Raw genomic sequence first — 23,699 nt, 5'->3', positions numbered from 1 at the left:
TTTGTATTTCTCATTTAATTTCAATAACAAACCCTAACAAGGATGTAAGATCATGCAGCTCTCTTTCACGTTTATCGTCTCACGTTTCATGTCAAATCACACCGCCTTACTTACTGCTTGATCAGTAAGCTCATCTGCTATAATTTTTCCACCTTTTATTCGGATAATGCGCTGGGTTCTGGCTGCTAGCTCAAGGTTGTGTGTAACAATGATCAGTGTAGTGCCAGCTTCTTTATTTAAGTCAAATAATAACGCTTCTATTCGTTCGCTGGTTTCAGCATCCAGGTTACCGGTAGGCTCATCGGCAAAAAGCAACCGCGGTTTATTGGAAAAAGCTCGAGCCAGCGATACTCGCTGCTGTTCACCGCCACTTAGTTGTGCTGGATAGTGGTGGCTGCGGTCAGCAAGTCCAACTTTATCTAATAAATCTAATGCTCGTGAACGAATATGTTTTTCACCTCGGAGTTCCATGGGTACCATTACATTTTCCAAAGCTGTGAGGGTAGGAAGGAGTTGAAAATTTTGAAAGATAAATCCCACATATTCATTTCGAACCTGGGCTCGTTTATCTTCATTTAACTTGTCTAAAGGAATTTGGTTAAGAACTACACTGCCACTGCTGGCCCTGTCTAAACCAGCGCAGAGTCCAAGTAGTGTCGTTTTTCCACTTCCAGAGGGGCCAACTATCGATAAGGTAGAGCCGGCTGTTACCGAAAAGCTGATATGATCTAAAACCGTTAATGTCCGGTCTGCCGTTTGATATGTTTTACTAACGTTCTGTAATTCAAGTATCGTATCCATAAATTGCTTTTCATTATTTTGCTTTACCAAGCTGCCAACTTCAGCAGGTTGGAAGGGCGAATAGTATAAAAATACCGCATTCATGGAAAGGAATATGTTAGAAACACGTTTAAATAGGATAGACTTAATGAAAGGGATGAGAATAGTAAAAGGGATATTATCTATGGTATTCCTATTTTTTATTATCCTACTTTCTTCTTGTAGCGATAAGTCAACTAATAATAAGGCAAAGTCTAAAGAGCCTGAAGCCGCAAATAATACTGCCAAAACTAAAGCCAAAACCATTCTTTTTTATGGTAATAGCTTAACAGCAGGTTATGGTGTAGAGCCTTCCCAGGCCTTTCCGGCTCTTATCCAACAAAAGATTGATTCAATGAATTTATCCTACAAAGTGGTAAATGCAGGTGTGAGTGGTGAAACTTCTTCCGGAGGGAATAGCCGTATTGATTGGATTCTGAAACAGCCTGTTGATGTATTTGTATTAGAATTGGGTGCAAATGACGGCTTGAGAGGAATTCCTGTTACTGAAACAAAAAAGAATTTGCAGTCGATCATTAGTAAGGTAAAAGCAAAGTACCCTCATGTCAAATTAGTATTGGCTGGTATGCAGGTACCACCCAATATGGGGCAGACCTATGCCCGTTCATTTCAAAGTATTTATCCTGAATTGGCTCAGGCTAACAATATGGCATTGATTCCATTTCTACTTCAAGGTGTAGGCGGAGAAGCAAAACTAAACCAGCAGGACGGTATTCATCCAACTCCAGAAGGACACCAGATTGTAGCTGCTAATGTTTGGCAGATCGTGAAGGGTATTTTATAAGTTAAACCTTTCCTACCTCTTGCTGTCCTTATCACTGCTCTTGATTTAGGACTGCTTCGGTATTAGCAGGCATAAAGGTGTTTTAAACGAACTTGTCCCGATGCTGTCGGAAAACTGAAGTGTTGATGAGGACAGCTTATCCACGGAAAGGGGTAGGAAAGCCAGTTATTGCTCAGTGCATAACAACAGAATATATAAATCAAAAAAAGTAATACCAGCAGATTGTATTCCTGTCAATTCAATTAAGTCCGTAAATCTGCAGTCCAGCTTTTCACCTTTCAGCTGGCCGTATTACCACTTCTATCACTGTCGTAAATTCATTACCCATCTAAGTTTTAATAAGCCAAGTAAGAACACAGGAAAGCGGTTTTAGCACCCGATTTTCATGCTTCAATGGTTCTACATGCGGCTTGAGTAAATGAGGAGTTTACCATAAGAAGCACTAATGGAAATGCTTTTGTCATTTCAGTAAACCAATTACTATGCAAATGAAAAAAGCTTTACTCTTCGTGTGTATATTACTGCTATTGGCTGTTTCTGGTTGGACACAACGTGAGATAACCGGGCAGGTATTTGATAATGATGCAAAAACCCCTATTTCTGGTGTTAGTGTAACTGCTAAAAATACGACTACTGGAACGACTACTGATGGAAATGGAAATTTTCGCCTAATAGTGCCCTCAAATATTACTGCGCTAATTTTTAGTTATACCGGATACACAGATAATGAGGTTTCTATTGTGGAAGGCAAATCCAGCTATGCAATAAACCTTTCCAAAAACGTACGTTCATTAGATGAAGTGGTAGTAGTAGCTTATGGACAGCAGCAAAAAAGAAAAGTAACCGGAGCCGTTGGCAGAGTTACAAGTGAAGAATTGGAGAATGTGCCAATGGTATCTGTAGATCAAATGTTACAGGGTAAAGTGGCTGGTTTACAATCAGTGGCTATATCCGGTCAGCCTGGTTCTGTTCAGCAAATCAGGATACGTGGTATCGGATCCATTTCTGCTTCTTCTGCGCCCTTGTACGTAGTTGATGGAACACCAATAAACTCTGGCGATGCATCTAATCTTACTAACTCCAGTAACCTGCTGGCTAGTCTTAACCCTAACGATATAGAAAGCATATCGGTATTAAAAGATGCATCTGCTGCTTCTATTTATGGATCAAGAGCTGCCAATGGTGTAATCGTTATCACTACTAAGAAAGGAAGGCCGGGAAAAACAGTTATAAAAGCAGATGCTGAAATAGGCTCCAATGACATTGCTTATTTTCCAGATGCTGGAAAACCGTTGAATAGGGACCAGGTGAATGAACTATTTAGAGAAGGATTAGCCAATTTGGGTTTGCCTAATTCATTCATTGATCAGTACATGGATCAAAATTTTTATTACAATACGAATAATAACTATGATTGGCTTGATTTAGTTACACGCAATGGAAAGCAGCGGCAAGTAAACTTATCTGCTTCCGGTGGTGATCCCAGAACACAGTTCTTTATATCTGGTGGTTTCTTCCAGCAACAAAGTCCAGTTATCGGCTCGGATCTGAAACGGTATTCGGCAACGCTAAACCTAAAACATCAGATTAGTCAGCGTTTTACAGCCGGTGTCAATCTGAATCTTTCATCCTTTCATCAAAGAGGAGAAACAGAATCTTCTGGCTTTCGTAATCCCATATTAGCGGCCTTAGCCCTGCTACCAACACAGCCTGCTTATAATGAAGATGGTACAGTTAACTATGATCCTGCTGATTTTAGCCCAATCTATAATCCATTAGCTATACATCAATACGATAAGCAAGAGAACCAAACATCTAAGCTTTTGGGAAATGCGAATTTGGAATATAAACTTTTAAACAATCTTCGTCTTTCTACTCGTTTTGGCATTGACTACAACAATATTGAAGAATACCTATTCTGGAATCCTCTATTTGGGGACGCTGTCTCTACGCAGGGGTATACGGCTAATTCTTATCAACGCTTGTACAACTGGGTGTGGACCAACCTTGCTGATTACAACTTCCGTGCATTTGATAATAAAATGGATGGCAATGTTACAGTAGGTTATGAAGCGCAGGAATCAAAGAGTTATAATCAATTTGCAGATGCTACCACATTGCCTAAAAATGGAGGTATAGTTTATCCTGTACCTGCAGTTCCTACAACGGCTACTATTACAGCGTCTGACTACAGCTTTACGTCGTTGCTATCAAAAGCACAAGTGAACTATTTAGGTAAATATAGCCTGTCTGCCAGCTTGCGTGAAGATGGATCATCACGCTTTGGATCTAACAATCGTTATGGAACCTTTTGGAGTGTTGGTGCTGCCTGGAATATAGACGGGGAAGATTTCATGGAAGGAATTGATTTTTTGTCTGCACTCAAGTTAAGAGCTTCTTATGGTGTGAATGGTAATGCCGGAATAGGTAACTATGACTGGCGTAGCAATTTCTTGTACTCAACTACTTACAATGGTGCACCTGGAAGTTTCCAAAATGGTATTGGTAATTCTAACCTTACCTGGGAACAAAATAAACCATTTGATATTGGTTTGGAAGTAGGACTATTAAAGAACAGGGTATATGTAGAGACAGATTATTATGTTCGAAAAACAGACAATCTTCTACTAGCAGAGCCTTTGTCAGGAACCAGTGGTTTTACATCCTTTAGTAACAACGTAGGCGCCATGGAAAATAAAGGATTTGAATTGACGATCGATGCTACTCCTATTAAAAGCAAGGATTTTACCTGGACCGTATCATTAAATTCAGCATGGAATAAAAACAAGGTCACCAAGTTAAGAGACGGGGTTGATGAAATTGTTGGAGACCCTACCAGTTTAAAAGTTGGAGAAGATGTACAGTCTTATTACCTACGTTTATGGGCTGGCGCAGATCCTAATAATGGTGATCCTTTATGGTATAAAGATGAAAGTAAGCGTGAAACCACAAACGATTTTAGCCAGGCTACCCGTGTATACAAGAATAGCGCATCTCCAAAAGGCTTTGGTGGCTTTAGTTCTTCATTAACCTGGAGGTTTCTAACGCTGGATGCTCAATTAAACTACCAGTATGGCAACTATTTATTCAATCAGTGGGATTTTATCTTTTTAGGAGATGGCGCCTTTTTTGGTTTAAATCATGATCGTAAGCAATTAGAACGTTGGCAAAAGCCGGGTGATGTTACCGATGTGCCTAAGTTTATTGCTGGTAATGCTTCATCCTCCAATCAAACATCGACAAGGTATTTATATAAAGGTGATTTCATTCGCTTGAGGAATGTGACATTAGGTTTTGATTTACCCTCTCAATGGGCAAAGAAGGCTCAATTAACAACAGCCAGATTGTATTTCCGCGGTACCAACTTATGGACCAAAACATTCGATGATAATTTGACAATGGATCCAGAGCAGCCGATTAGTGGAATTAGCGACTTGCAGTTCTTTATACCAAAATCTTATACTGTAGGTCTATCTATCCAGTTGTAATCTTTTTGATCATCAAAAGCTAAACAATGAAAACATTTTTCAATATATCCAACAAACTAATACTGAGGCTGACACTGCTGCTGGTGTTAGTGAGTTCCTGCAAAAAAGATTTTTTAGAAAAGGAACAATATGGTGCTGTACCAACCAGTAAGGCAATATTGACTGTAGATGATATGGAGGCTGCGTTAAATGGAACCTATGCTGGTTTAAGAAACCCAACGCTATTCGGGAGAACTATTCCCATTTTTGGCGATCTAATGGCTGACAACGTCTATATCTCAAACGACAATAGCAACAGGTACCTGGATTTCTTTTACGTAAACATGACTGTGAATAATGCAAATGCACGTGACTTATGGCAAGATGGGTATAATGTAATCTTAAATGCCAACAATGTCATTAATTGTGCCTTAACCAGCACAGAAAAGATTGATGAGTTTAGAGGAGAGGCGTATGCGCTTCGTGCACTCATGTACTTTGAATTGGTAAAACACTTTGCGCAGCCCTATACTGTAAGCCCAAATGCTTTAGGCGTGCCAATTATCACTAAATACGATCCTACGCTTAAACCACCGAGAAATACAGTAAGTGAAGTTTATGCTCAAATTGAAAATGATTTAACTACGGCTATTAATTTAATGACACAGGAACGTTCATCTGGGTATTTTACCAGGTATGCTGCAACAGCCCTTTTAGCCAGAATGCATTTATATAAAGGAGAATGGGCAGAAGCCTTAGAAGCGGCAGAAGATGTGATCTCAAATAGCGGTTATTCTTTGCTGAAAATAAATCAGGTGCAAGGCTATTGGTCTTCTAACACAGCCCGCAAGGACAAATTGGAAACACTTTTTGAAGTGGTAAACGATCTTTCTGGAAATGCAGGAATTGATGCATTGGCTTATTTCTACGACCAGGTTGGGTATGGTGATGCTTTAGTAGCAGAGTCGTTCTATACGCTATTTACCGATAATGATGTCAGGAAAACATTGATCCTGCCATCTAGCCCTATTAGAGGAGACGTAAGAGTTGTAAACAAATACCCAAACAGTTCACAGCCAGATAAAGATGAGGTGAAAATCATACGTATGTCAGAAGTATACCTGACAGCAGCTGAAGCCGCTTATCAATTGGGTGATGAAGCACAGGCACTTGAATATGTAAATGCTGTTGCTACACAAAGAATGGCTGGCTTTACAGGGTATAAATCTACTGGGTCTGCTCTATTAAGTGATATACTGCTGGAAAGACGAAAGGAATTAGCCTTTGAAGGACATCGCTACTGGGATTATGCCCGATACCATCAGGATGTAGTTCGTATTGACGTTAACGGAGAATATACTGGGGCGCCATTAATAATAGAAGCCGATTATTTCAGAAGGATATTGCCAATACCACAAGCTGAGTTAGACGCAAATCCAAACATTAGAGGACAACAAAATCCTGGCTATTAACCTTGCTGTATATGTGTGGGAGAAAGCTGTCATTGGAGTATATCTGATGGCGGCTTTTTTATTTTAGAATTAGTATTTCCTTTCGTATTTAAACACTCCTTTCTATTTGGCTCTTCTTTTGCAGTTATAAGATTTATGATCAGAATCTTAGCCCTAGTAATGTCTTGTTTAGCAGTATATAGCTGTAATGATGTTGATCGTTACCTTGGGAAAAATGAACCGCCAAAAGAAATAACTTACTCCTATAGCTGTTTAGATAGTGCTATAGGCGGGCGGGCAATGAATAAGCGAATTACAAAGGCGAGTGATATATTACGCGATTTGGCGGTTCCGGATAAAGAAATAACAGATAGTGTGCAAACGGCTTATGGGAAGTTATTTCATGAGGATATGCTTCAACAGGGTGGATTTAAACTGGTAAATGATAAATCAATTAATCAAAAACTGAATACTGTCTTAAATAATTTGCTTGCAAAACGCCAAAAGCCTTCCTCTATAAAGTACATGATCTATGAGTTGGACGATACAACTATCAATGCGTTCACTTTTGGCGGCCGTATCTATATTACAAAAGCCATGTTACAAAAATGCCAGGGCAAAGACGCTTTGCTTTATGCAATTGTAGGTCATGAAATCGGGCATTCTGAAGTAGGACATATAAAAGCTACCATTAAGGAATTAGTGCTAGCCAATGATATATTTGGCCCAGGTGCTGGTGGGACAGTATTTGAGCTTAAGAAATTGCTTACCGCATCATTTAACCAGAAGAATGAACTGGAGGCTGATTATTACGGTATAAACCTCACTAACGAACTTGGATATGACGTGTGTACAGCAGTTGCTTTCTGGAAAGAGATGGCCAGCCAAGAAAATCCTTATAGCCAGGTGGAGGATTTCTTTCGTACGCATCCATTTTCTAATCTCCGCTCGGAATGTTTGAGTAATCATATACGCACCAATTTTGGCAAGAATTGTGGTGTGGTAAGTGCCGCAGATTCACATCCTGAGATCGTTAAACGATAAAATGTTGAGCATCGGTAAGTAAATTGTCAGTCAAAGCATCCTGGTTTTAACATTCGGGTATTTTTATGTAAATCATACGCTACCATCATTGACAATACTTTATACAGTAAAGGCTTATGCGAGCGTTTACTTTTTCTGTTCCATTTTGATTCTTTTCGGCTCTCATTGTATCGGTGGAACCTGAAGAAAACATGCGGGCCAGTAGTTTCCACTTAACAGCATTGAGCACACTCATTTTGTGTTTGCCTTCCCTGACTTTGCGTTTGTGCCCAGGCCTACCTGCAGTTCGAGTGTGCCACGAATGAAAGGCGTTTAGTTCTTTTCAATGCTGGGTAAAAGATGGTAGGAGCGGAGGTAAGCTATAATATCAGGCTGGGTACAAGTAATCGAGATACGTCATCAACCATTGCAAGCTAATTCCTACCGTCCCTTTCGCAAAATGACAGTTTTTATACGCAAAAGGCCAAGGTGTGAATATTGTATCCAACGACCTTGCTCTTTACTTCTGTCTAATCATTGAAAGCAATCAACCTATGCAATGCAACTGTTCATCCTTGTTAGATTCCTGTTCGGGCTTGCTGTTAGAGTCGACTCCAGAACTATTGAAATCATCTAACAATAAAAGATATAGCAAGTTTAAACATCCGGAGAAGGATTTAATATTGGGTGTGGATATTGGAGGCTCGCATATTTCGGCGGCAATGGCGTGTGTAGCCTGCGGAAGAATTCTGGAAGACACCTTCAGCCAAAAACCTGTGACTGCCTACGCAAGCCGTGACGTGATAATAGGGCAGTGGCTGGATGCGTTTGAGTTTTCTTTGTCCAAAGTACCATCATCACGTATAAATGGTGTAGGAATTTCAATGCCTGGACCTTTTGACTATAGTAATGGTATTTCACTGATCCAGGGAGTGAACAAATACGATGAATTGTATGGGGTGAACGTTAAAGAGGTGCTGAAAACAAAACTTGGTTTCACAGAAGACTTGCCTATTCACTTTGAAAATGATGCTTTTTGTTTTGGTTTGGGTGAAAGCTTAACAGGAGTGGCAGCTAGTTGTCATAAAGTAATTGCCATCACATTGGGGACTGGCTTAGGCGCAGCCTTCCTGGCTGGGGGCAAGATTCAAAAAGAAGGTATTGGTGTACCTCCTGAAGGATTCCTGTATAATACACCCTTTAAAGATGGCATTGCTGAAGATTATCTGTCTACTGCCTGGCTGGTCAGCCAGTTCAATGCAATCAGCACAAAACGAGTTCGTGAAGCCAAAGAAATCTATGAACGGGCCCTTAGTGGAAATGATAGCTTTGCTATTGATATCTTCCAATCCTTTGGTAAAAACCTAGGAGAATGCCTGGCTCCGTGGGTAAAATCCTTTGGAGCAGAATGCCTCATTATCGGAGGAAATATTAGTAAGGCATCCGCGTTCTTCTTGCAGGAACTACAACAGGTTTTTAAACAACATTGTCCAACACTTATGATACAAATCGCAAAAGAAACTGAATTGGCCGCCATTGCTGGTGCGGCGGGGTTAGTACAACCTACCAGAGGTAATGAAAATGCAACGGAGTCAACTCAGTTATGGCGTAAGACAAAGCAGCCGTTGATGCCATTGGAAATAAAGAGCATTACGGAAAGTAAAGGTGAGTACAATTTGTATCCCTTCACTTCACTGGGCGCTCAAAAGATTTTTTCCGGCTTTGACTCTATTGCTGAGTGGATCATCTCGCAGAAAGTAGTATTGATCGATGGATATGTAGGAGTAGATTGGATGACGGTGCGCAGGGAACTTGATGATGTTTTTAATAAAAAAGAACTAAAGGTTCAATGGGTAGACACAGCCGCATTTCTTCAGACAGAAGAAGAGATCGACGCCATTGTAGCCCCTTTCTTGGGTGAACAGGATTCTGTGTGGGGACGGAAAACAGACCTTTTGCTGAAAGATTTGTATAATCTGGAGCACTTGCATCAGGTGCAGCCCGATGCAGCTTGCGACATCTGCATATTCTTTGGAATTGGTGCAGGTCTTAGTAGTTGGGACGCTCCCATTGTCTACATCGACCTTCCCAAAAATGAATTACAGCACCGAATGGCGGCGGGCAGCATCTGCAACTTAGGCAAAACGAAGCCTGAAACAGCGGCGGCAATGTATAAACGATTTTATTTTGTTGATTGGGAAATACTCAATCGCTTCAGGCTTCAACTCCTGTCACGGATAGCGTTGGTAGCTGATGGCCAGTGGCAGAACGAAATCACATGGTCAAATTATTCAGATGTAAAAAACGGGCTTGGACATTTGGCCAAAAATGCCATTCGGGTACGGCCATGGCTTGCACCTGGCGCTTGGGGCGGGCAATGGTTAAAGAATCATATTAAGGAGCTGAATAAGGAAGAAGTAAATTATGCATGGTCCTTTGAACTTATAGTGCCGGAGAACGGCTTGGTGTTTGAAAGCGATGGTTATTTACTTGAAGTGGCCTTTGACTGGCTTATGCTCCAGGAGGCCGATGCTGTGCTTGGAAAAGATGCTGCCCGCTTCGGACTGGAGTTTCCAATACGTTTTGATTTTCTGGATACTATCGACGGCGGAAATCTTTCCATTCAATGTCATCCCCGCCTGGATTATATCCGCAAACAATTTGGCGAGACCATCACCCAGGATGAGACCTATTATATTGTAGATTGTCAGGAAGGGGCTAAAGTGTATTTGGGTTTCCAGGAGGATATTGATCCTGAAAAATTTAGGTCCGAACTGGAAAGGAGCCTGGAAGAAAAAGTTCCGGTTGCCATTGAAAAATACGTACAGGTTCACCCTTCACACAAGCACGATTTGTTTTTAATTCCCCATGGCACCGTGCACAGTTCTGGTGCCGGAAACCTGGTGCTGGAGATCTCCGCCACTCCCTACATTTTTACCTTCAAGATGTATGATTGGCTACGGCTGGATCTGAACGGAAAGCCTCGCCCCATTAATATTGATCATGCTTTCCGGAACCTGAATTTTGAAAGGAAAGGGGAGCTGGTAAAAAAAGAGTTGATTTCGCATCCTGCGGTTCTGGAAAAAGGAAGTAACTGGCAGGTGGTGCATTTGCCCACACATCCGGATCATTTCTACGACGTTCATCGCCTGGAGTTTTCTGAAACTATTACTGTGGATACAGAGAATGGTTGTCATGTTCTCATGTTAGTTGAAGGGACATCTATTGTGGTAGAAACCGAAGAAGTACAGCAGCGATACAACTTTGCGGAAACCTTCGTAATTCCTGCGGCTGCTGGTAAGTATCGCTTGGTAAATGAAGGAAAAGAAATGGCTAAAGTGATTAAGGCCTTTATTAAATAATCGATGCATAAACAAACAGGCTGACTGACCACTATTAGCAAAACGAAATGAAGCAGAACAATCGATATGAATAATTTGTCAACGTTTAGGAAACGGGAGGCTCATATGATTACAATGCATATGAGTGCCCGTTCTTTTTTTTACCTGCTTGTTATTTTCAGTGTTTCTCTGAATTTCATCACGGTAACTGCTTACTCGCAGGCAAAAAATCCTTTTTACATTTTAGACATGGTGCACAATAATCCTGGTGAACCATTGACAAATTCCATTTATAATGATCCCAAAGTATTAGCTGACAACGGATACACTGGACAGGTTTTGAATGATTTCACTTTTGCCCATGCCGCTATTACATTTAAAAAGCTGAACCCAAATATTTTTCCGGAAGGATCCAAAGAATGGCAGTGGGTAATGAATGCCGCTGATAGGGTGCGTCAAAATATCAGGGACGCTCATGCCGCAGGTATCAAAGTATATTACTTTACCGACCTTATCGTGTTGCCCAAAAAGCTGGTGGAATTGTATCGAGATGAAATCTGCGACAGTTTGGGCCGAATATCGTTTGAGCGTCCCCGCACGTTAGAAGTTCACAAAATCATGCTGGAAGAATTGTTTGAAACCTTCCCGGATCTGGACGGACTGGTGATACGCACAGGGGAGACTTACTTAAACAATGTGCCCTATCACACAGGTAATAACCCTATTACTAACAGGGAACAAAGCCATATCAAGCTACTGAATTTGTTACGTGAAGAGGTTTGTGTGAAAAGAAATAAAACTATATTTTATCGTACCTGGTCTTTTGGCGGCATGCACGAATTGCCAGACTATTACTTAAATGTGGTCAACAGCATAGCTCCTCATCCGCAGCTGATATTTTCGATAAAGCATACAAAAGGTGATTATCATAGGACTTTTGATTTCAACCCTACTTTGACGCTCGGTAAGCATCCGCAAATTGTTGAAGTGCAATGCCAACGCGAGTATGAAGGAAAAGGAGCCTATCCCAACTATGTAATGAACGGGGTGATCAATGGTTTTGAAGAGTATCAAACAAATACACCCCAAAAAGGCAATAAGTCTTTGAATGATATTAAGGATCATCCCAACTTTAAAGGCATCTGGAACTGGAGTCGGGGAGGAGGCTGGGTAGGTCCCTATATCAGCAATGAATTCTGGTGTAGACTCAATGCTTATGTTCTCAGTCATTGGGCAGCCAATACAAAGCAAACTGAGAAAGAGGTCTTTGATCGCTTTATGGATGAAGCAGGAATCAGGGGGGCGTCACGAAAACGTTTCCGCGAATTATGCCTGCTTTCGGCAAAGGCAGTACTTAGGGGACATGCAAGCAGTAAACTGCCTTTTGAAAATGCCTGGGTCTGGTGGATGAGAGATGAGTTTCTGGGAGGAATCGATTCAGTAGCAGAAGTCGATAAATTCAGCTCAGAAGGTCCACTGTTTCATGCATTCTCAAACTATTATCAACAAGGGATGTTGTTGAAAGCTGTTGCCGAAAAATATGAAGCCGTAAAAATTTGGAAACAAATAGAGACCTTAAGCCGAAAGGTTACCATGAGCAACAAAAATGATCAGGTCTATTTGAATGTATCGTCCCGATACGGATTGCTGTTACATCAAATCATTGCCGAAGGATGGAATATCATGGCACTGGGTTTTGAAGGAGACAAAACGGGTGTTTACGATAAGGCTAAAATCAGCGCTTCAATAGAAAACTATGATCACTACTGGAAACAGTATGAAGATTTGAAAAATCAAAATCCTTCCTGTGCTAGCCTGTACAAACCCTATGCTTTTGTATTTATAGGGCCCAAGTATCATTTGAAGAAAGGAATGGGTGCTTCGGTTGATAAATACAGGAATATCGTTAAGAAAGAACTAGAAACCAATACTGCTTCGGCAAAATGAAAAGTTCTTTCTACTAAACCAAATAGAAAGGTTGTTCGACAGCAGATCATAGTCCCTAGTGTCCGTTACAACAGGTAGTTTTATCACCCACTTCCATTCTTTATTGCTGCATGTTATATGTAATAGCGGTGGGAATTACCAGTTATAACTGGCTATCGTATCTGGCATTCGCAAAATGAAAGATTTTATTCGCAAAACGGCACATTTCGGCTATCTGCATCAGATAACTTGCTGCTATACTGCATCAACGCCGCCCAAATATTGGTCTCCTCAGCCGCGGTATCTACAAATCGCAGTATTAGTTGAATAAACAGAACTTATTAAAGATCCTAATTTTAAAATAACCGATTATGAAAGCATTAGAAACAGAACTAGCATTTGATCTGGCCAGTTATAGCAGTCCTATAAACAACATCTTCGATCAGCCTAAAACGGCACAGGAGTGGGAACAATATATGTTGACCAAAGAGCAAGTCGCTTTCTTTGAAGAGAACGGGTTTCTTTCAGGTATACAAATCCTGACTGGTGCACAGGTCGACTTGTTGAATGAAGAACTGGAAAAATTGCAGACGATAGGTGCGGAAGAAAAGAAGTTGTTTTATCATTATGAAAGTAACGAATCGGAAGACCCAAACAAGGTGCTTTTTCATGCCATAGGTGCATGGCGGGCCACGCCAGGATTTCATGATCTGATCTGGTCACCAGCTTATCGCATGGCAGCCTATCAGCTACTGGGGCAATCCTTCAGGCTTTTCCATGATCAGTTGTTTTGTAAACCGGCAAAGCATGGTGGGGTAGTGGCCTGGCACCAGGATTTTTCATACTGGACCTTTACCAAACCCATGCATCACCTAACCTGCTGGATCGGCTTGGACGATGCTAATAAGGAAAACGGTTGTCTTTATTATGTGCCTGGAAGCCATAAATGGGGACTACTGCCAATTACCGGCCTGACTGGGGACATGGATGCAGTCAGGAATGTATTAAATGAAGAGCAGGTTGCCATTTTCGACAACAAGGTGGCCAATGAATTACCAAAGGGATATGCCAGTTTCCATCACCCGCTAATGATGCACGGATCATATGCCAACTATTCGGAAAGACCCCGCAGGGCCGCTGTGTTGAATGCTATGGCTCACAATACGCTTGGCAATACCGCCAATTACGAACGAATCGATGCCTTGCACAACTTTCCAGCTATGGAACATGATAGAGTGCTTGATAGCCAGTTTTTCCCGCTTTTATTTGATGGCGATAAGGAATTGGAAGCCTTTAAAAAGCCAATTCCCAAGGTTTCTTCAAGCCGACTATATAATGTCAAATAACTTAAAAATTCATGCAATAATTAAAACCAGTGGCTATGTGACAACAATGTTTTAACACCGAAAAAGAGCTTAAAACAATTGAATAAAGTCCTGTTGTTTTAAACAGATTTCCTTTATCATTGCAATTGGAGGATAGTAAAAAAACCTCTCTAAAGCTGGATTTAGAGAGGTTTTTTACTACTAACTAACGATTACATTGCTATGAAAACCAAGTTGAAAATTGCGGTACTGGTAGACGTTTCCAGGGCCTATGACAGGGATATTTTATTAGGGGCTACCAACTTCAATAAACTTCATAATAAGTTTCTTTTCTTTTTCTATTCTCCTAAATATTTAGGTAAAGAAAATCAGGAGATGCTCGTCGAGCGAATAAAGGCCTGGAACCCTGATGGTATTCTGACCAGAGAGATCGAAGGGGTTCAAAGCCTGCTATGCTTAAATATTCCACTCATCATTTTCCCGCATACCAAATTATATCGAGACCACATTAACGTATGGGGTGATAATAAAGAAATAGGCGAAATGGCTGCCCGTCATTTTGTTGCCAAAGGGTATAAAAATTTTGCTTTCCTTGGGTTTAAGGATTTTCAGTGGTCATTGGAACGGCAGGCTGGTTACACGGATGTTGTAACAGAGGTTGGTGGTAATGTGAACACGTTTAACTATGATCACTCACAGTTGCTGTGGGAACACCTGTCGGCAAGACTCAAAAAATGGCTGGAAACACTGGTGAAACCCTGTGCTATTTTCACGGCTACCGATGAATTGAATATCCACCTGTTAGAGGCTGCAAAAGAATTAGGAGCCAAGATACCGGATGATTTTTCCATTTTAGGCGTGGACAATGATCTCATGATTTGTGAAATGACGTCGCCCACACTTTCCAGTATTGACCAAAATGCCCAGAATGCCGGTTTTTTGGCTGCAGAGTCTTTATGCAAGTGGATCGAATCCGGCGAAAGGCCCTCTGGAGATATAATTTTTACGAACGGGACGATCATTACCCGCAATTCGACCAATGCCCTGGCCATTGATGACGACCAGGTACGTATAGCCTTACACTATATCGCCAATGCAGCACCTTCGGAAGACATTTCGGTGGAGGATGTAGTAAAAGCGACTACCGTATCACGCCGGATTCTTGAAAAGCGGTTCCAACAGGTAATCAAAAGTTCGATACTGGAAGAAATAAAAAAGGTTCGCATTGAGCGCATTAAATTCTTGCTGGAGCATTCTGATCTTTCCGTTCAACAAGTGGCTTATGAGCTTGACTTCCGGAACTTTGAAAACATTACCCGGTATTTCAAACAGTTTACAGGTTTGACGCCACTAGAGTACCGAAATAAATGCAAACTGACCTGAGTTCCTCCACTACCAAAACTAACTTGATACGTAAGGCATTTTCTCACGACCAATGCATAAGAAACAGTTTTAAATGTGTTCGCAAAATGACGGTTTTTATTCGCAAACCGGCAAGATTACGGACAGGCTTTCTTCTAAATTGCTTATAGACCCACTAATTGGTGCCTCTATAAAGTGCAGATATGGATTAAGCAGAAGTTCGCCAAAAATGGACTATAAATAACGCAAAAAACAAAATGCCCTTTCGAATACAATAAAGCCAGGATTACTTCACCATAAAACCTATACAGGAACCTAAAAAATCATGCTTGCTATGAGAGGCATCTTAGTGCTATTATTTTTTTCGCTTTGGGCCAATGGCCAACAGCCAGCTGACCTGGCCAACCCATTGGTGAATGTAACTAAACCACGTTTTGATTTTTTTGCAGCAGCAGCATTACCCTACGGTATGGTGGCATTAAGTCCTGATACCCATCATGGTGATTTGTGGAATGCAGGCTATCGCTACAACGACGAATTTATTCTCAACTTCAGCCATATTCACAATGCACAAACGGCGGGCATTCCGGTAATGCCTGTAACTGGTATTTGCAAGGCATTACAGGGCTTGGAAGCATCCCGATCCAAACTGAACCACCAGGGAGAAATAGCAAAGCCCGGATATCACAAAATAATACTTCAGGATTATGGCATAACTGCTGAGCTAACCGCCTCGCAGCGCGCAGGGTTTCATCGTTATACTTTTCCTGCTGCTAAGGAAGCGCATGTCATTATTGATCTGACTGCTGCTCTCGGACCTGTAAAGATGGTGAAGGGATATGCCAGGAAAATAAGCGCAACTGAAATAGAAGGATACTCGGTAAATGCGCCCACTTTCAGAAGAAAGAAGAACTGCACCGTTTATTTTTTCGCTCGGTTCAGCAAACCATTTGATACGATCAATTTTTGGAAATCGTCTGATACTGACTCCTCGGCTAAGACACTCACAAATGTAGAATTGACCGATGATAGACAAGCTGGAGTGTATGCCAGTTATTATAATCTACAGAAAGGCGAGCAGGTAATGCTACAGGTCGGGATATCTTTTGTAAGTATGGAAAATGCCAGGATGAATCTTGACAAAGAAATGCCTGACTGGAATTTTGAGCAAGCCGTTGCAAAAGGTAAGAAGGAATGGAATAATTACTTGGGCAGGATAGAGGTGAATGGTGGGACAAGAAAACAGCAGGTAAAATTTTACACTGATTTGATGCACACTGCCATTGGGCGTAGGATGACAGAAGATGTAAATGGTGCTTATACAGACAATACGGGTTCATCCCCTGTTGTGCGATACATACCGCTCACATCTAAGGGTGTTCCTTCGTATCATTTCCTGGATGCAGATGGTTTATGGGGAAGCCATTGGAACCTTAATATTTTATGGTCGATGGTTTATCCTGAATATGGCAATGACCTGGCAAACACTTTTCTTGCCTACTACCAGAATAGCGGCACTATGGGCAGAACATCCTGGGGCGGACAGGAATGTTGGGTGATGGTGGGCGATCAGACTGTTCCTTTATTGACTGCCTTGCTCCAGACCAATCGTGCGACGTTTGATAAGGAACTTGCTTTTAAAGGGGCGTATAAAAATGCATTCCCTGGAGGAACCAGGGACAGGGCAGGTTATGAAGCGGGCCCAATAGGCAAGGGGGGCGGTATTGATTGGTATCTTAAATATGGCTATGTGCCCATTGAAATCAGGGATAGAGGTGATGGGTATAACCGGGGCGGTGCTGCCATGACGCTGGAATATGCTTACCAGGATTGGTGCATAGCCAATATGGCATCCACATTAAATAAAAAGAACTATTCCCCAGAGTTTATGCAAAGGGCGGGATATTGGAAAAATATTTTTGATTCATCACTTGGTTATGTAAGACCCAAGGATACCCTAGGCCACTGGCTCACGCCCTTCGAACCTATAGGCTCAAAAGCTGGCGTTAATCACGCCACGCCGGGTTTCATTGAATCGAATGCAGCGATCTACAGTTATTATGTTCCCCAGGATGTAAAAGGATTAATAAGGGTCATGGGGGGAGATAATGCTTTTGTAAAAAGATTGAATACCGATTTTGAAAGTGCAATTCCAAGTGGCTTTGCAGCGGAGCATGGCCTGCACTTTGCAGCCCGTGTCGATTACGATAACCAACCCGGTTGCCATTTGGCCCACCTGTTTAGCTATGCCGGTACGCCATGGCTCACACAGTATTGGGTTCGCCAGGTAAAAGAAGCCACTTTCAGTGATACCACTGTTTCAGCCGGTTATCGCGGCGATGAAGACCAGGGGCAGATGGGAGCATTGAGCACATTGATGGCTATTGGTTTGTTTGATGTACAGGGTCTCGCTGATGTAAATCCTACGCTGGAAATTACTTCTCCCATATTTGATAAAATTGTTTTTCATCTACCCGGTGGCAAAACTTTTATCATTCAAACAAATTATCCAAAAGGAAAGGATAACACCTACATACAATCAGTTCATTTAAACGGAAAGTCATGGAACAGTTTTGAACTGCCTTTTAAAACTTTTACCAATGGTGGCTCTATGACCATCAATCTTGGACCTACACCGAATAAAAAATGGGGGACAATGTTGGAGGAATTAAGCTTGTTAGCAAGTAATAAAAAAGTTGAATAGATATAGTTGCTGTATGAACAAGATATTAATGGTTGCTTTGTTTACTTTGATGGTTGGCCGGTTAGAAGCCCAGCTGATTCTTCCTGCCGATTCGGATAACGGCCGGCTGGTAAACCTTTCTAACCTTGCTAAAGACAGCGAAACAATGATTGCTTTGGTCTTCGGCCAGTCGAACGCGGCTAACAGAGGACAGACACCATATACACCTCACAATGCTTCCGTGTTCAATTACTATGAAGGTAAATTGTACAGGGCAAAAGACCCACTGATTGGCAACACGGGGGGAGGCGGGAGTGTTTGGACACACCTGGCCGATATGCTGATTGACAGTGGCCGCTATAAAAAAGTGGTATTGGTTCCTATCGCTATTGGCGGATCAGAAATTGCCTGCTGGACCAGCGGCGATTGCGCTAAAAAGTTAGATAGAACACTTGCCGTGTTAGATAGCCAGCATATATCACTCACGCATATCTTTTGGCACCAAGGCGAAACGGATAACCTTAATAATACAACGAAAGCCATCTATAAAGAGCACCTGGCTACTATTTATAAAACAGTACGCAAATATCAATCGGCAGACTTTTATATAGCGCTGGCATCGTATCACCCCAGCGCCATTAATAAGCCTCTCGGTGTTGACAGCCTCATACGAAATGCGCAGCAGGAATTTATCAGCGAAAACAAAAGCGTAGTGAAAGGTCCTGATACCGATCAGCTGATCTATGCTATTTATCGATACGATAGTGTTCACTTTTCTGACTTTGGATTGAAGGCCTTTGCACAATTATGGATGAAGGCCATTAAGGAGCGCAAAGAATAATGACTCACCATTCCTTGCTTTTTTTAAGACGTCTGGAACGGTTACCGGAATAGATTTATTAAGTGTACAGGTAATGTTTATCATAATTACTTACAAATTGATCAAATGGAAACAACTACAATAATGACAAAGCAATCTGGTCGCTTGAATACAGGCAGGTCAGATGGAAAAAATCCAGGTAAGACCAATGCAAGGTTCATAATGCTGGTAAGCGGCGTGGCTGCTTTCGGTGGCCTGCTTTTTGGTTTTGACACTGCCATTATATCTGGTGCAATCCCCTATATCAGTGCTTATTTTTCCCTCAGTGAATATATGCTTGGCTGGGCGGTCGGCTCCATTTTGATCGGATGTGCAGTAGGCGCTATGCTCGCAGGAGGGCTTGCTGATCGATACGGACGGCGCTTGATGCTGATTGTGTGTGCTGTTTTGTTTGCGGCTTCCGGTATTGGTGCTGGTTTGTCGGATAACTTAAGCCTGTTCATTGCGTTTCGTTTAATTGGAGGTTTGGGGGTAGGAGCTGCTGCCATGGTATCACCGATGTATATTGCTGAAATAGCGCCTGCCAGGTGGAGAGGGAGGCTTGTTGCCTGTTACCAGTTGGCGATTGTGATTGGGATCCTCGTTGCCTATTTTTCCAATTATATTTTCGATGGATTGGGTGCAAATAACTGGAGATGGATGTTTGCCTCACAGGCAGCGCCGTCATTGTTGTTTTTCCTGTTGTTGCTGATTGTACCGGAAACACCCCGGTGGCTCATCATGAAAGGGAAGAAGGCTAAGGCTGTAACCATTCTTGAAAAAATATCAGAGACAGAGTCGATTGAGGAAGAAGTGGCAGAAATAGAAAGCAGCTTTCACGCAAAGCACAGCATCTCAATCAAGCAGCTATTCAGTAAAACCTATAGACCTGTATTATTCATAGGCATCATAGTCGCCGTGTTTCAACAGGTTACCGGTATCAACTCCATTATCTATTATGCGCCTGTAATCTTTAAAGAGACCGGAATTGATAGCGCTTCTTCCCTAATGCAAACCATTGGTATTGGCGTTGTCAATATTCTTTCTACCTGTGTGGCAATTGGGCTGGTTGATAAGGTAGGAAGAAAAAAACTTTTATTAACCGGTTGCCTCCTTATGGGCATTTCACTTGTGGCGGTTGGACTTTGTTTCTCCTATAGGTATTTCGATCATTACGTTGTACTAATCTTTATGCTCCTTTATGTGGCTTCATTTGGTGCTACCCTGGGCGCAGTAGTTTGGGTCTATTTATCGGAGATCTTTCCTAACCTCGTTCGTAGTCTGGCTCTGTCAATAGCAACACTTGCCTTGTGGCTGGCTGATTTTGCAGTAACCCTCACTTTTCCTGTGATGACCAAACACCTCGGTACTTCTTATACCATGTTTTGTTATGCCCTTTTATGTGCAGTTGCATTTGTTTATATGTGGTTTAAGGTGAAAGAAACCAAAGGCCGTTCGTTGGAAGAAATGGAAACCCTCTTCCTTCATAAAAACTAGTTCATAGAAGTCCAAATGAAGCTTAGATGTGCCTGTAAACAGGCAGTTGATGCTAACAAACCTTATTTACAACCTGAAGAATCAAAAATAATAACGAACTATAATGGCCGCTATTGAGTTTTATTGTCCACATTGGGGGAGTGAAAATATTGCCTGGGCTACTTTTTTTGAACAAGTAAAAGAAGCAGGCTATGATGGCATCGAATACGGCGTTGCCTATACCGCACTAGAGGCAGAACTTGACGAAGTTTGGAATGGTGCATCAAAAGCTGGTCTTAAGATAATCGCACAGCATTACGATACTGTGGATGCTGATTTTTCAATGCACTACGACAGGTATTGCGCCTGGATGGAAAAAATCAATCCTTACCCGCTGGTAAAGATCAATTCACAGACCGGTAAAGATTACTTTTCATTTGAACAGAACAAGAAGCTGATAGAGGCAGCTGCTCAAATCTCCGGCAACGTGGTGCACGAAACCCACCGCAACAAATTTTCGTTTGCAGCACATATCACGAAAGAATACCTGGAGAAAATTCCTGACTTAAAAATTACACTCGACGCTTCACACTGGGTTTGCGTGGCAGAATCTTATTTGGAAGACCAGCAGTCTGCAATGCAATTGGCCATGGAAAGAACTGACCATTTTCATGCACGTGTGGGATACCCCGAAGGTCCGCAAATACCTGACCCCCGTGTGAATGAATGGCAATATGCTTTGAACAAACATTTAGCATGGTGGGATGAGATAGTAGCACAAAAAAAGAACATAAATCAAACCGTTACCATCACTCCCGAGTTTGGGCCTTATCCCTATATGGTGCATGATCCGGTTACTGGAAGCCCTATTGCAAACCAGTGGGAGGTGAACGTGTTTATGATGAACCTGTTGAGAAAACGGTATAGCAAGGATTAGTCGGTTGTTCTACTATACCGATGAGAGCGAAAATGAGAGTACGAGACAATTTATCACTCGATGTAATCAAGTTTTTATGAACAAATTCTTTTTAGTTGCAAGCGCATTGTGCATCGCTTTTTTTTCATACGCAAATACAATACAAAAAAAAGGGGCAGGCAAGGAGTATCATGTATCAGTGAACGGTAATGATGCTAATGATGGATCGCAATCTAAACCTTTTAAGACTATTTCAGCGGCTGCTAAAGTGGCAATGCCGGGTGATGTGGTCACTGTTCATGCCGGTGTATACAGGGAAAAGGTTGTGCCGCCTCGGGGAGGTGATTCAGAAGATAAGAGAATCACGTATCAGGCAGCCAAAGGTGAAAAAGTAGAAATAAAGGGTTCTGAAGTTATTACTGGATGGAAAAAACTGGAAAATGATACATGGGAAGTAAAAATTCCTAACAGCTTTTTTGGAGCGTTTAATCCCTACAGTGATTTGATCCGTGGCGATTGGTTTTGGCCCACGCCGAAAGAGCGAAGATACCATACAGGTGCTGTCTATTTAAACGGCGACTGGTTGATGGAAGCAGCTTCGCAAATAGAAGTGATGAAAGCAGCTGAAGAAAAAAAACAGCTTTGGTGGGCCGAGGTAGATTCAACCACAACAACCATTTGGGCTCAATTCAAAAACATAGATCCAAATAAAGAAACCACTGAGATCAATGTGCGGCAAACTATTTTTTATCCTGATAAACCATTTGTCAATTTTATAACCGTAAGAGGCTTCACGTTGCAGCATGCAGCTACTAATTGGGCGCCACCTACTGCAGAGCAAATGGGATTGATTGGCACACACTGGAGTCGTGGCTGGGTCATTGAAAACAATACGGTTCAATATTCAAAATGTGTGGGCATCGCATTGGGAAAATATGGCGATGAACATGATAACCGTAATACTGAATCGGCTGAAGGCTATGTAGGGACCATTAAACGGGCATTGGCTTTCGGATGGAATAAAAGCAATATCGGTGGGCATGTTGTTCGCAACAATAATATTGCCTTTTGCGAACAGAATGGTATTGTTGGCAGTATGGGTTGTTCGTTCAGCCGTATTGAAAACAACCTCATTCATGATATTCATATTCGCAGGTTATTCTCAGGGGCTGAAATGGCTGCCATAAAATTGCATGGACCGGTGGACGTAGTGATTAGCGGCAACCATATTTACCGTTCCAATATGGCCGTATGGCTGGACTGGATGGCGCAGGGGGCGCAGGTAAAAGGCAACCTTATGCATGATAACCAGCGAGATATTTTTGTTGAAGTAAGTCATGGGCCTACTTTAGTAAGCAACAATATTTCGCTTTCAGAGAACAGCGTCTTTATGAATTCTCAGGGTGTTGCATTTGTACACAATCTTTTTGCGGGTAAGATCGGCATGATCCCCTATGATAGCCGGTTAACGCCTTATCACAAGTCACATTCTACGTTTGTTGAAAATTTGCACGATAATCCGGGAGGCGATGTGCAGTTCATTAATAATTTGTTTGTGAACAGAGCAGATGTTAGCCAATACACGAACGCATTATTGCCGGTCATCTTCGATGGAAATGTATACACCAAAGGCTCAGTGAGAGCAATCGGCCTCAGGGGTGAAAGAAGAAAAGGTGAGTTGAATGGCGATGCCAAAGAAAAAATGAAAAACTACAGAGAACAGAATGCAATTGAAACGAATGCATTGGTTAGAACTGATTTTGATGCAGCTGATACTTTGCTGTATCAAAACGGCGGAGTGTATTTGGAGATAGCAATGGATAAAGGTTGGCTTACGCAAAAAAGAAAAATGTGACGACAGCTTCACTGACCAAAACGATTATCTCGAACGCTTCATTTGAAAATCCTGATGGTTCGGATATAAATATGGAAATTGATTATTGCGGTACAAAACGTAATCGCTCTAATCCGTCACCTGGCCCTTTTGAAATTTTAAAAAGTGGTAAACAAAAAATGAAGGTGTGGTAGGGCTATGACTTAAATACAATGTGCTGTGTTTTCATAACGATTTCATAGTGATTTAGCGTTTTCTCTCATATAGATTAAGTATAGAAACGGAAGGGTGAGTCTTCACCCTTCCTATTATAAAACTCAGATGTAAAAACCCTTATTGGTATATCACTGAACCGGATTTATAATATTCAAAAACCATTTTATTTTAATTATGTGCAAATATTTGCAGATAG

The 23,699-nt window shown here is 41.7% G+C and carries 15 protein-coding genes; 14 read left to right on the top strand and 1 reads right to left on the bottom strand.

Annotation, left to right across the window (positions count from 1 at the left end):
* Positions 1 to 96: 96 nt before the first annotated feature.
* The gene (locus tag SY85_RS03770; protein ID WP_226998992.1) at positions 97 to 885 is read right to left on the bottom strand and encodes an ABC transporter ATP-binding protein; all 789 of its coding nucleotides are present in this window, start codon (positions 883 to 885) and stop codon (positions 97 to 99) included.
* A 79-nt stretch (positions 886 to 964) separates the two neighbouring features.
* Here SY85_RS03770 and SY85_RS03765 point away from each other — a divergent pair, with 79 nt between their 5' ends.
* The 14 genes from SY85_RS03765 (at position 965) to SY85_RS25585 (ending at position 23,481) form a co-directional block, all read left to right on the top strand.
* Complete coding sequence (locus SY85_RS03765; RefSeq protein WP_226998991.1) at positions 965 to 1,624, top strand: arylesterase; 660 nt, start codon at positions 965 to 967, stop codon at positions 1,622 to 1,624.
* A gap of 482 nt (positions 1,625 to 2,106) precedes the next feature.
* On the top strand, positions 2,107 to 5,112 hold the full coding sequence (locus tag SY85_RS03760) for a SusC/RagA family TonB-linked outer membrane protein (RefSeq protein ID WP_066401871.1): 3,006 nt from the start codon (positions 2,107 to 2,109) through the stop codon (positions 5,110 to 5,112).
* Between the two features lie 26 nt (positions 5,113 to 5,138).
* On the top strand, positions 5,139 to 6,563 hold the full coding sequence (locus SY85_RS03755; RefSeq protein ID WP_082886282.1) for a RagB/SusD family nutrient uptake outer membrane protein: 1,425 nt from the start codon (positions 5,139 to 5,141) through the stop codon (positions 6,561 to 6,563).
* A 159-nt stretch (positions 6,564 to 6,722) separates the two neighbouring features.
* A complete protein-coding gene (locus SY85_RS03750; RefSeq protein ID WP_158512931.1) occupies positions 6,723 to 7,586 on the top strand; it encodes a M48 family metallopeptidase in 864 nt (287 codons plus the stop codon).
* A 470-nt stretch (positions 7,587 to 8,056) separates the two neighbouring features.
* A complete protein-coding gene (locus SY85_RS03745) occupies positions 8,057 to 10,927 on the top strand; it encodes an ROK family protein (RefSeq protein ID WP_148661110.1) in 2,871 nt (956 codons plus the stop codon).
* A gap of 105 nt (positions 10,928 to 11,032) precedes the next feature.
* Positions 11,033 to 12,853 carry a hypothetical protein gene (locus SY85_RS03740; RefSeq protein WP_226998990.1) on the top strand — a complete coding sequence of 607 codons (1,821 nt, stop codon included), beginning with the start codon at positions 11,033 to 11,035 and terminating at the stop codon, positions 12,851 to 12,853.
* Positions 12,854 to 13,203: 350 nt separating this feature from the next.
* Entirely contained in the window at positions 13,204 to 14,178 is a 975-nt protein-coding gene (locus SY85_RS03735) for a phytanoyl-CoA dioxygenase family protein (RefSeq protein ID WP_066401869.1), read from the top strand.
* A gap of 201 nt (positions 14,179 to 14,379) precedes the next feature.
* On the top strand, positions 14,380 to 15,540 hold the full coding sequence (locus tag SY85_RS03730) for a XylR family transcriptional regulator (RefSeq protein ID WP_066401868.1): 1,161 nt from the start codon (positions 14,380 to 14,382) through the stop codon (positions 15,538 to 15,540).
* 313 nt (positions 15,541 to 15,853) lie between these two features.
* Positions 15,854 to 18,223, top strand: coding sequence for a GH92 family glycosyl hydrolase (locus SY85_RS03725; RefSeq protein ID WP_158512930.1), 2,370 nt, complete (start codon positions 15,854 to 15,856; stop codon positions 18,221 to 18,223).
* 13 nt (positions 18,224 to 18,236) lie between these two features.
* Positions 18,237 to 19,043 (top strand): sialate O-acetylesterase, encoded by an 807-nt coding sequence (locus tag SY85_RS03720; protein WP_066401866.1) that lies wholly within the window; start codon positions 18,237 to 18,239, stop codon positions 19,041 to 19,043.
* A 105-nt stretch (positions 19,044 to 19,148) separates the two neighbouring features.
* Complete coding sequence (locus tag SY85_RS03715) at positions 19,149 to 20,558, top strand: sugar porter family MFS transporter (RefSeq protein ID WP_066401865.1); 1,410 nt, start codon at positions 19,149 to 19,151, stop codon at positions 20,556 to 20,558.
* 103 nt (positions 20,559 to 20,661) lie between these two features.
* Positions 20,662 to 21,474, top strand: a complete 813-nt coding sequence (locus SY85_RS03710; RefSeq protein ID WP_066401864.1) for a sugar phosphate isomerase/epimerase family protein — start codon at positions 20,662 to 20,664, stop codon at positions 21,472 to 21,474.
* Between the two features lie 76 nt (positions 21,475 to 21,550).
* Positions 21,551 to 23,308, top strand: coding sequence for a right-handed parallel beta-helix repeat-containing protein (locus SY85_RS03705; RefSeq protein ID WP_082886280.1), 1,758 nt, complete (start codon positions 21,551 to 21,553; stop codon positions 23,306 to 23,308).
* Complete coding sequence (locus SY85_RS25585) at positions 23,305 to 23,481, top strand: hypothetical protein (protein ID WP_158512929.1); 177 nt, start codon at positions 23,305 to 23,307, stop codon at positions 23,479 to 23,481. Before SY85_RS03705 ends, SY85_RS25585 begins: the two co-directional genes overlap by 4 nt.
* Positions 23,482 to 23,699 lie beyond the last annotated feature (218 nt).

Source organism: Flavisolibacter tropicus (genome assembly GCF_001644645.1).
GTDB lineage: Bacteria > Bacteroidota > Bacteroidia > Chitinophagales > Chitinophagaceae > Flavisolibacter > Flavisolibacter tropicus.
This window is presented reverse-complemented; position numbering and strand designations above follow the sequence as displayed.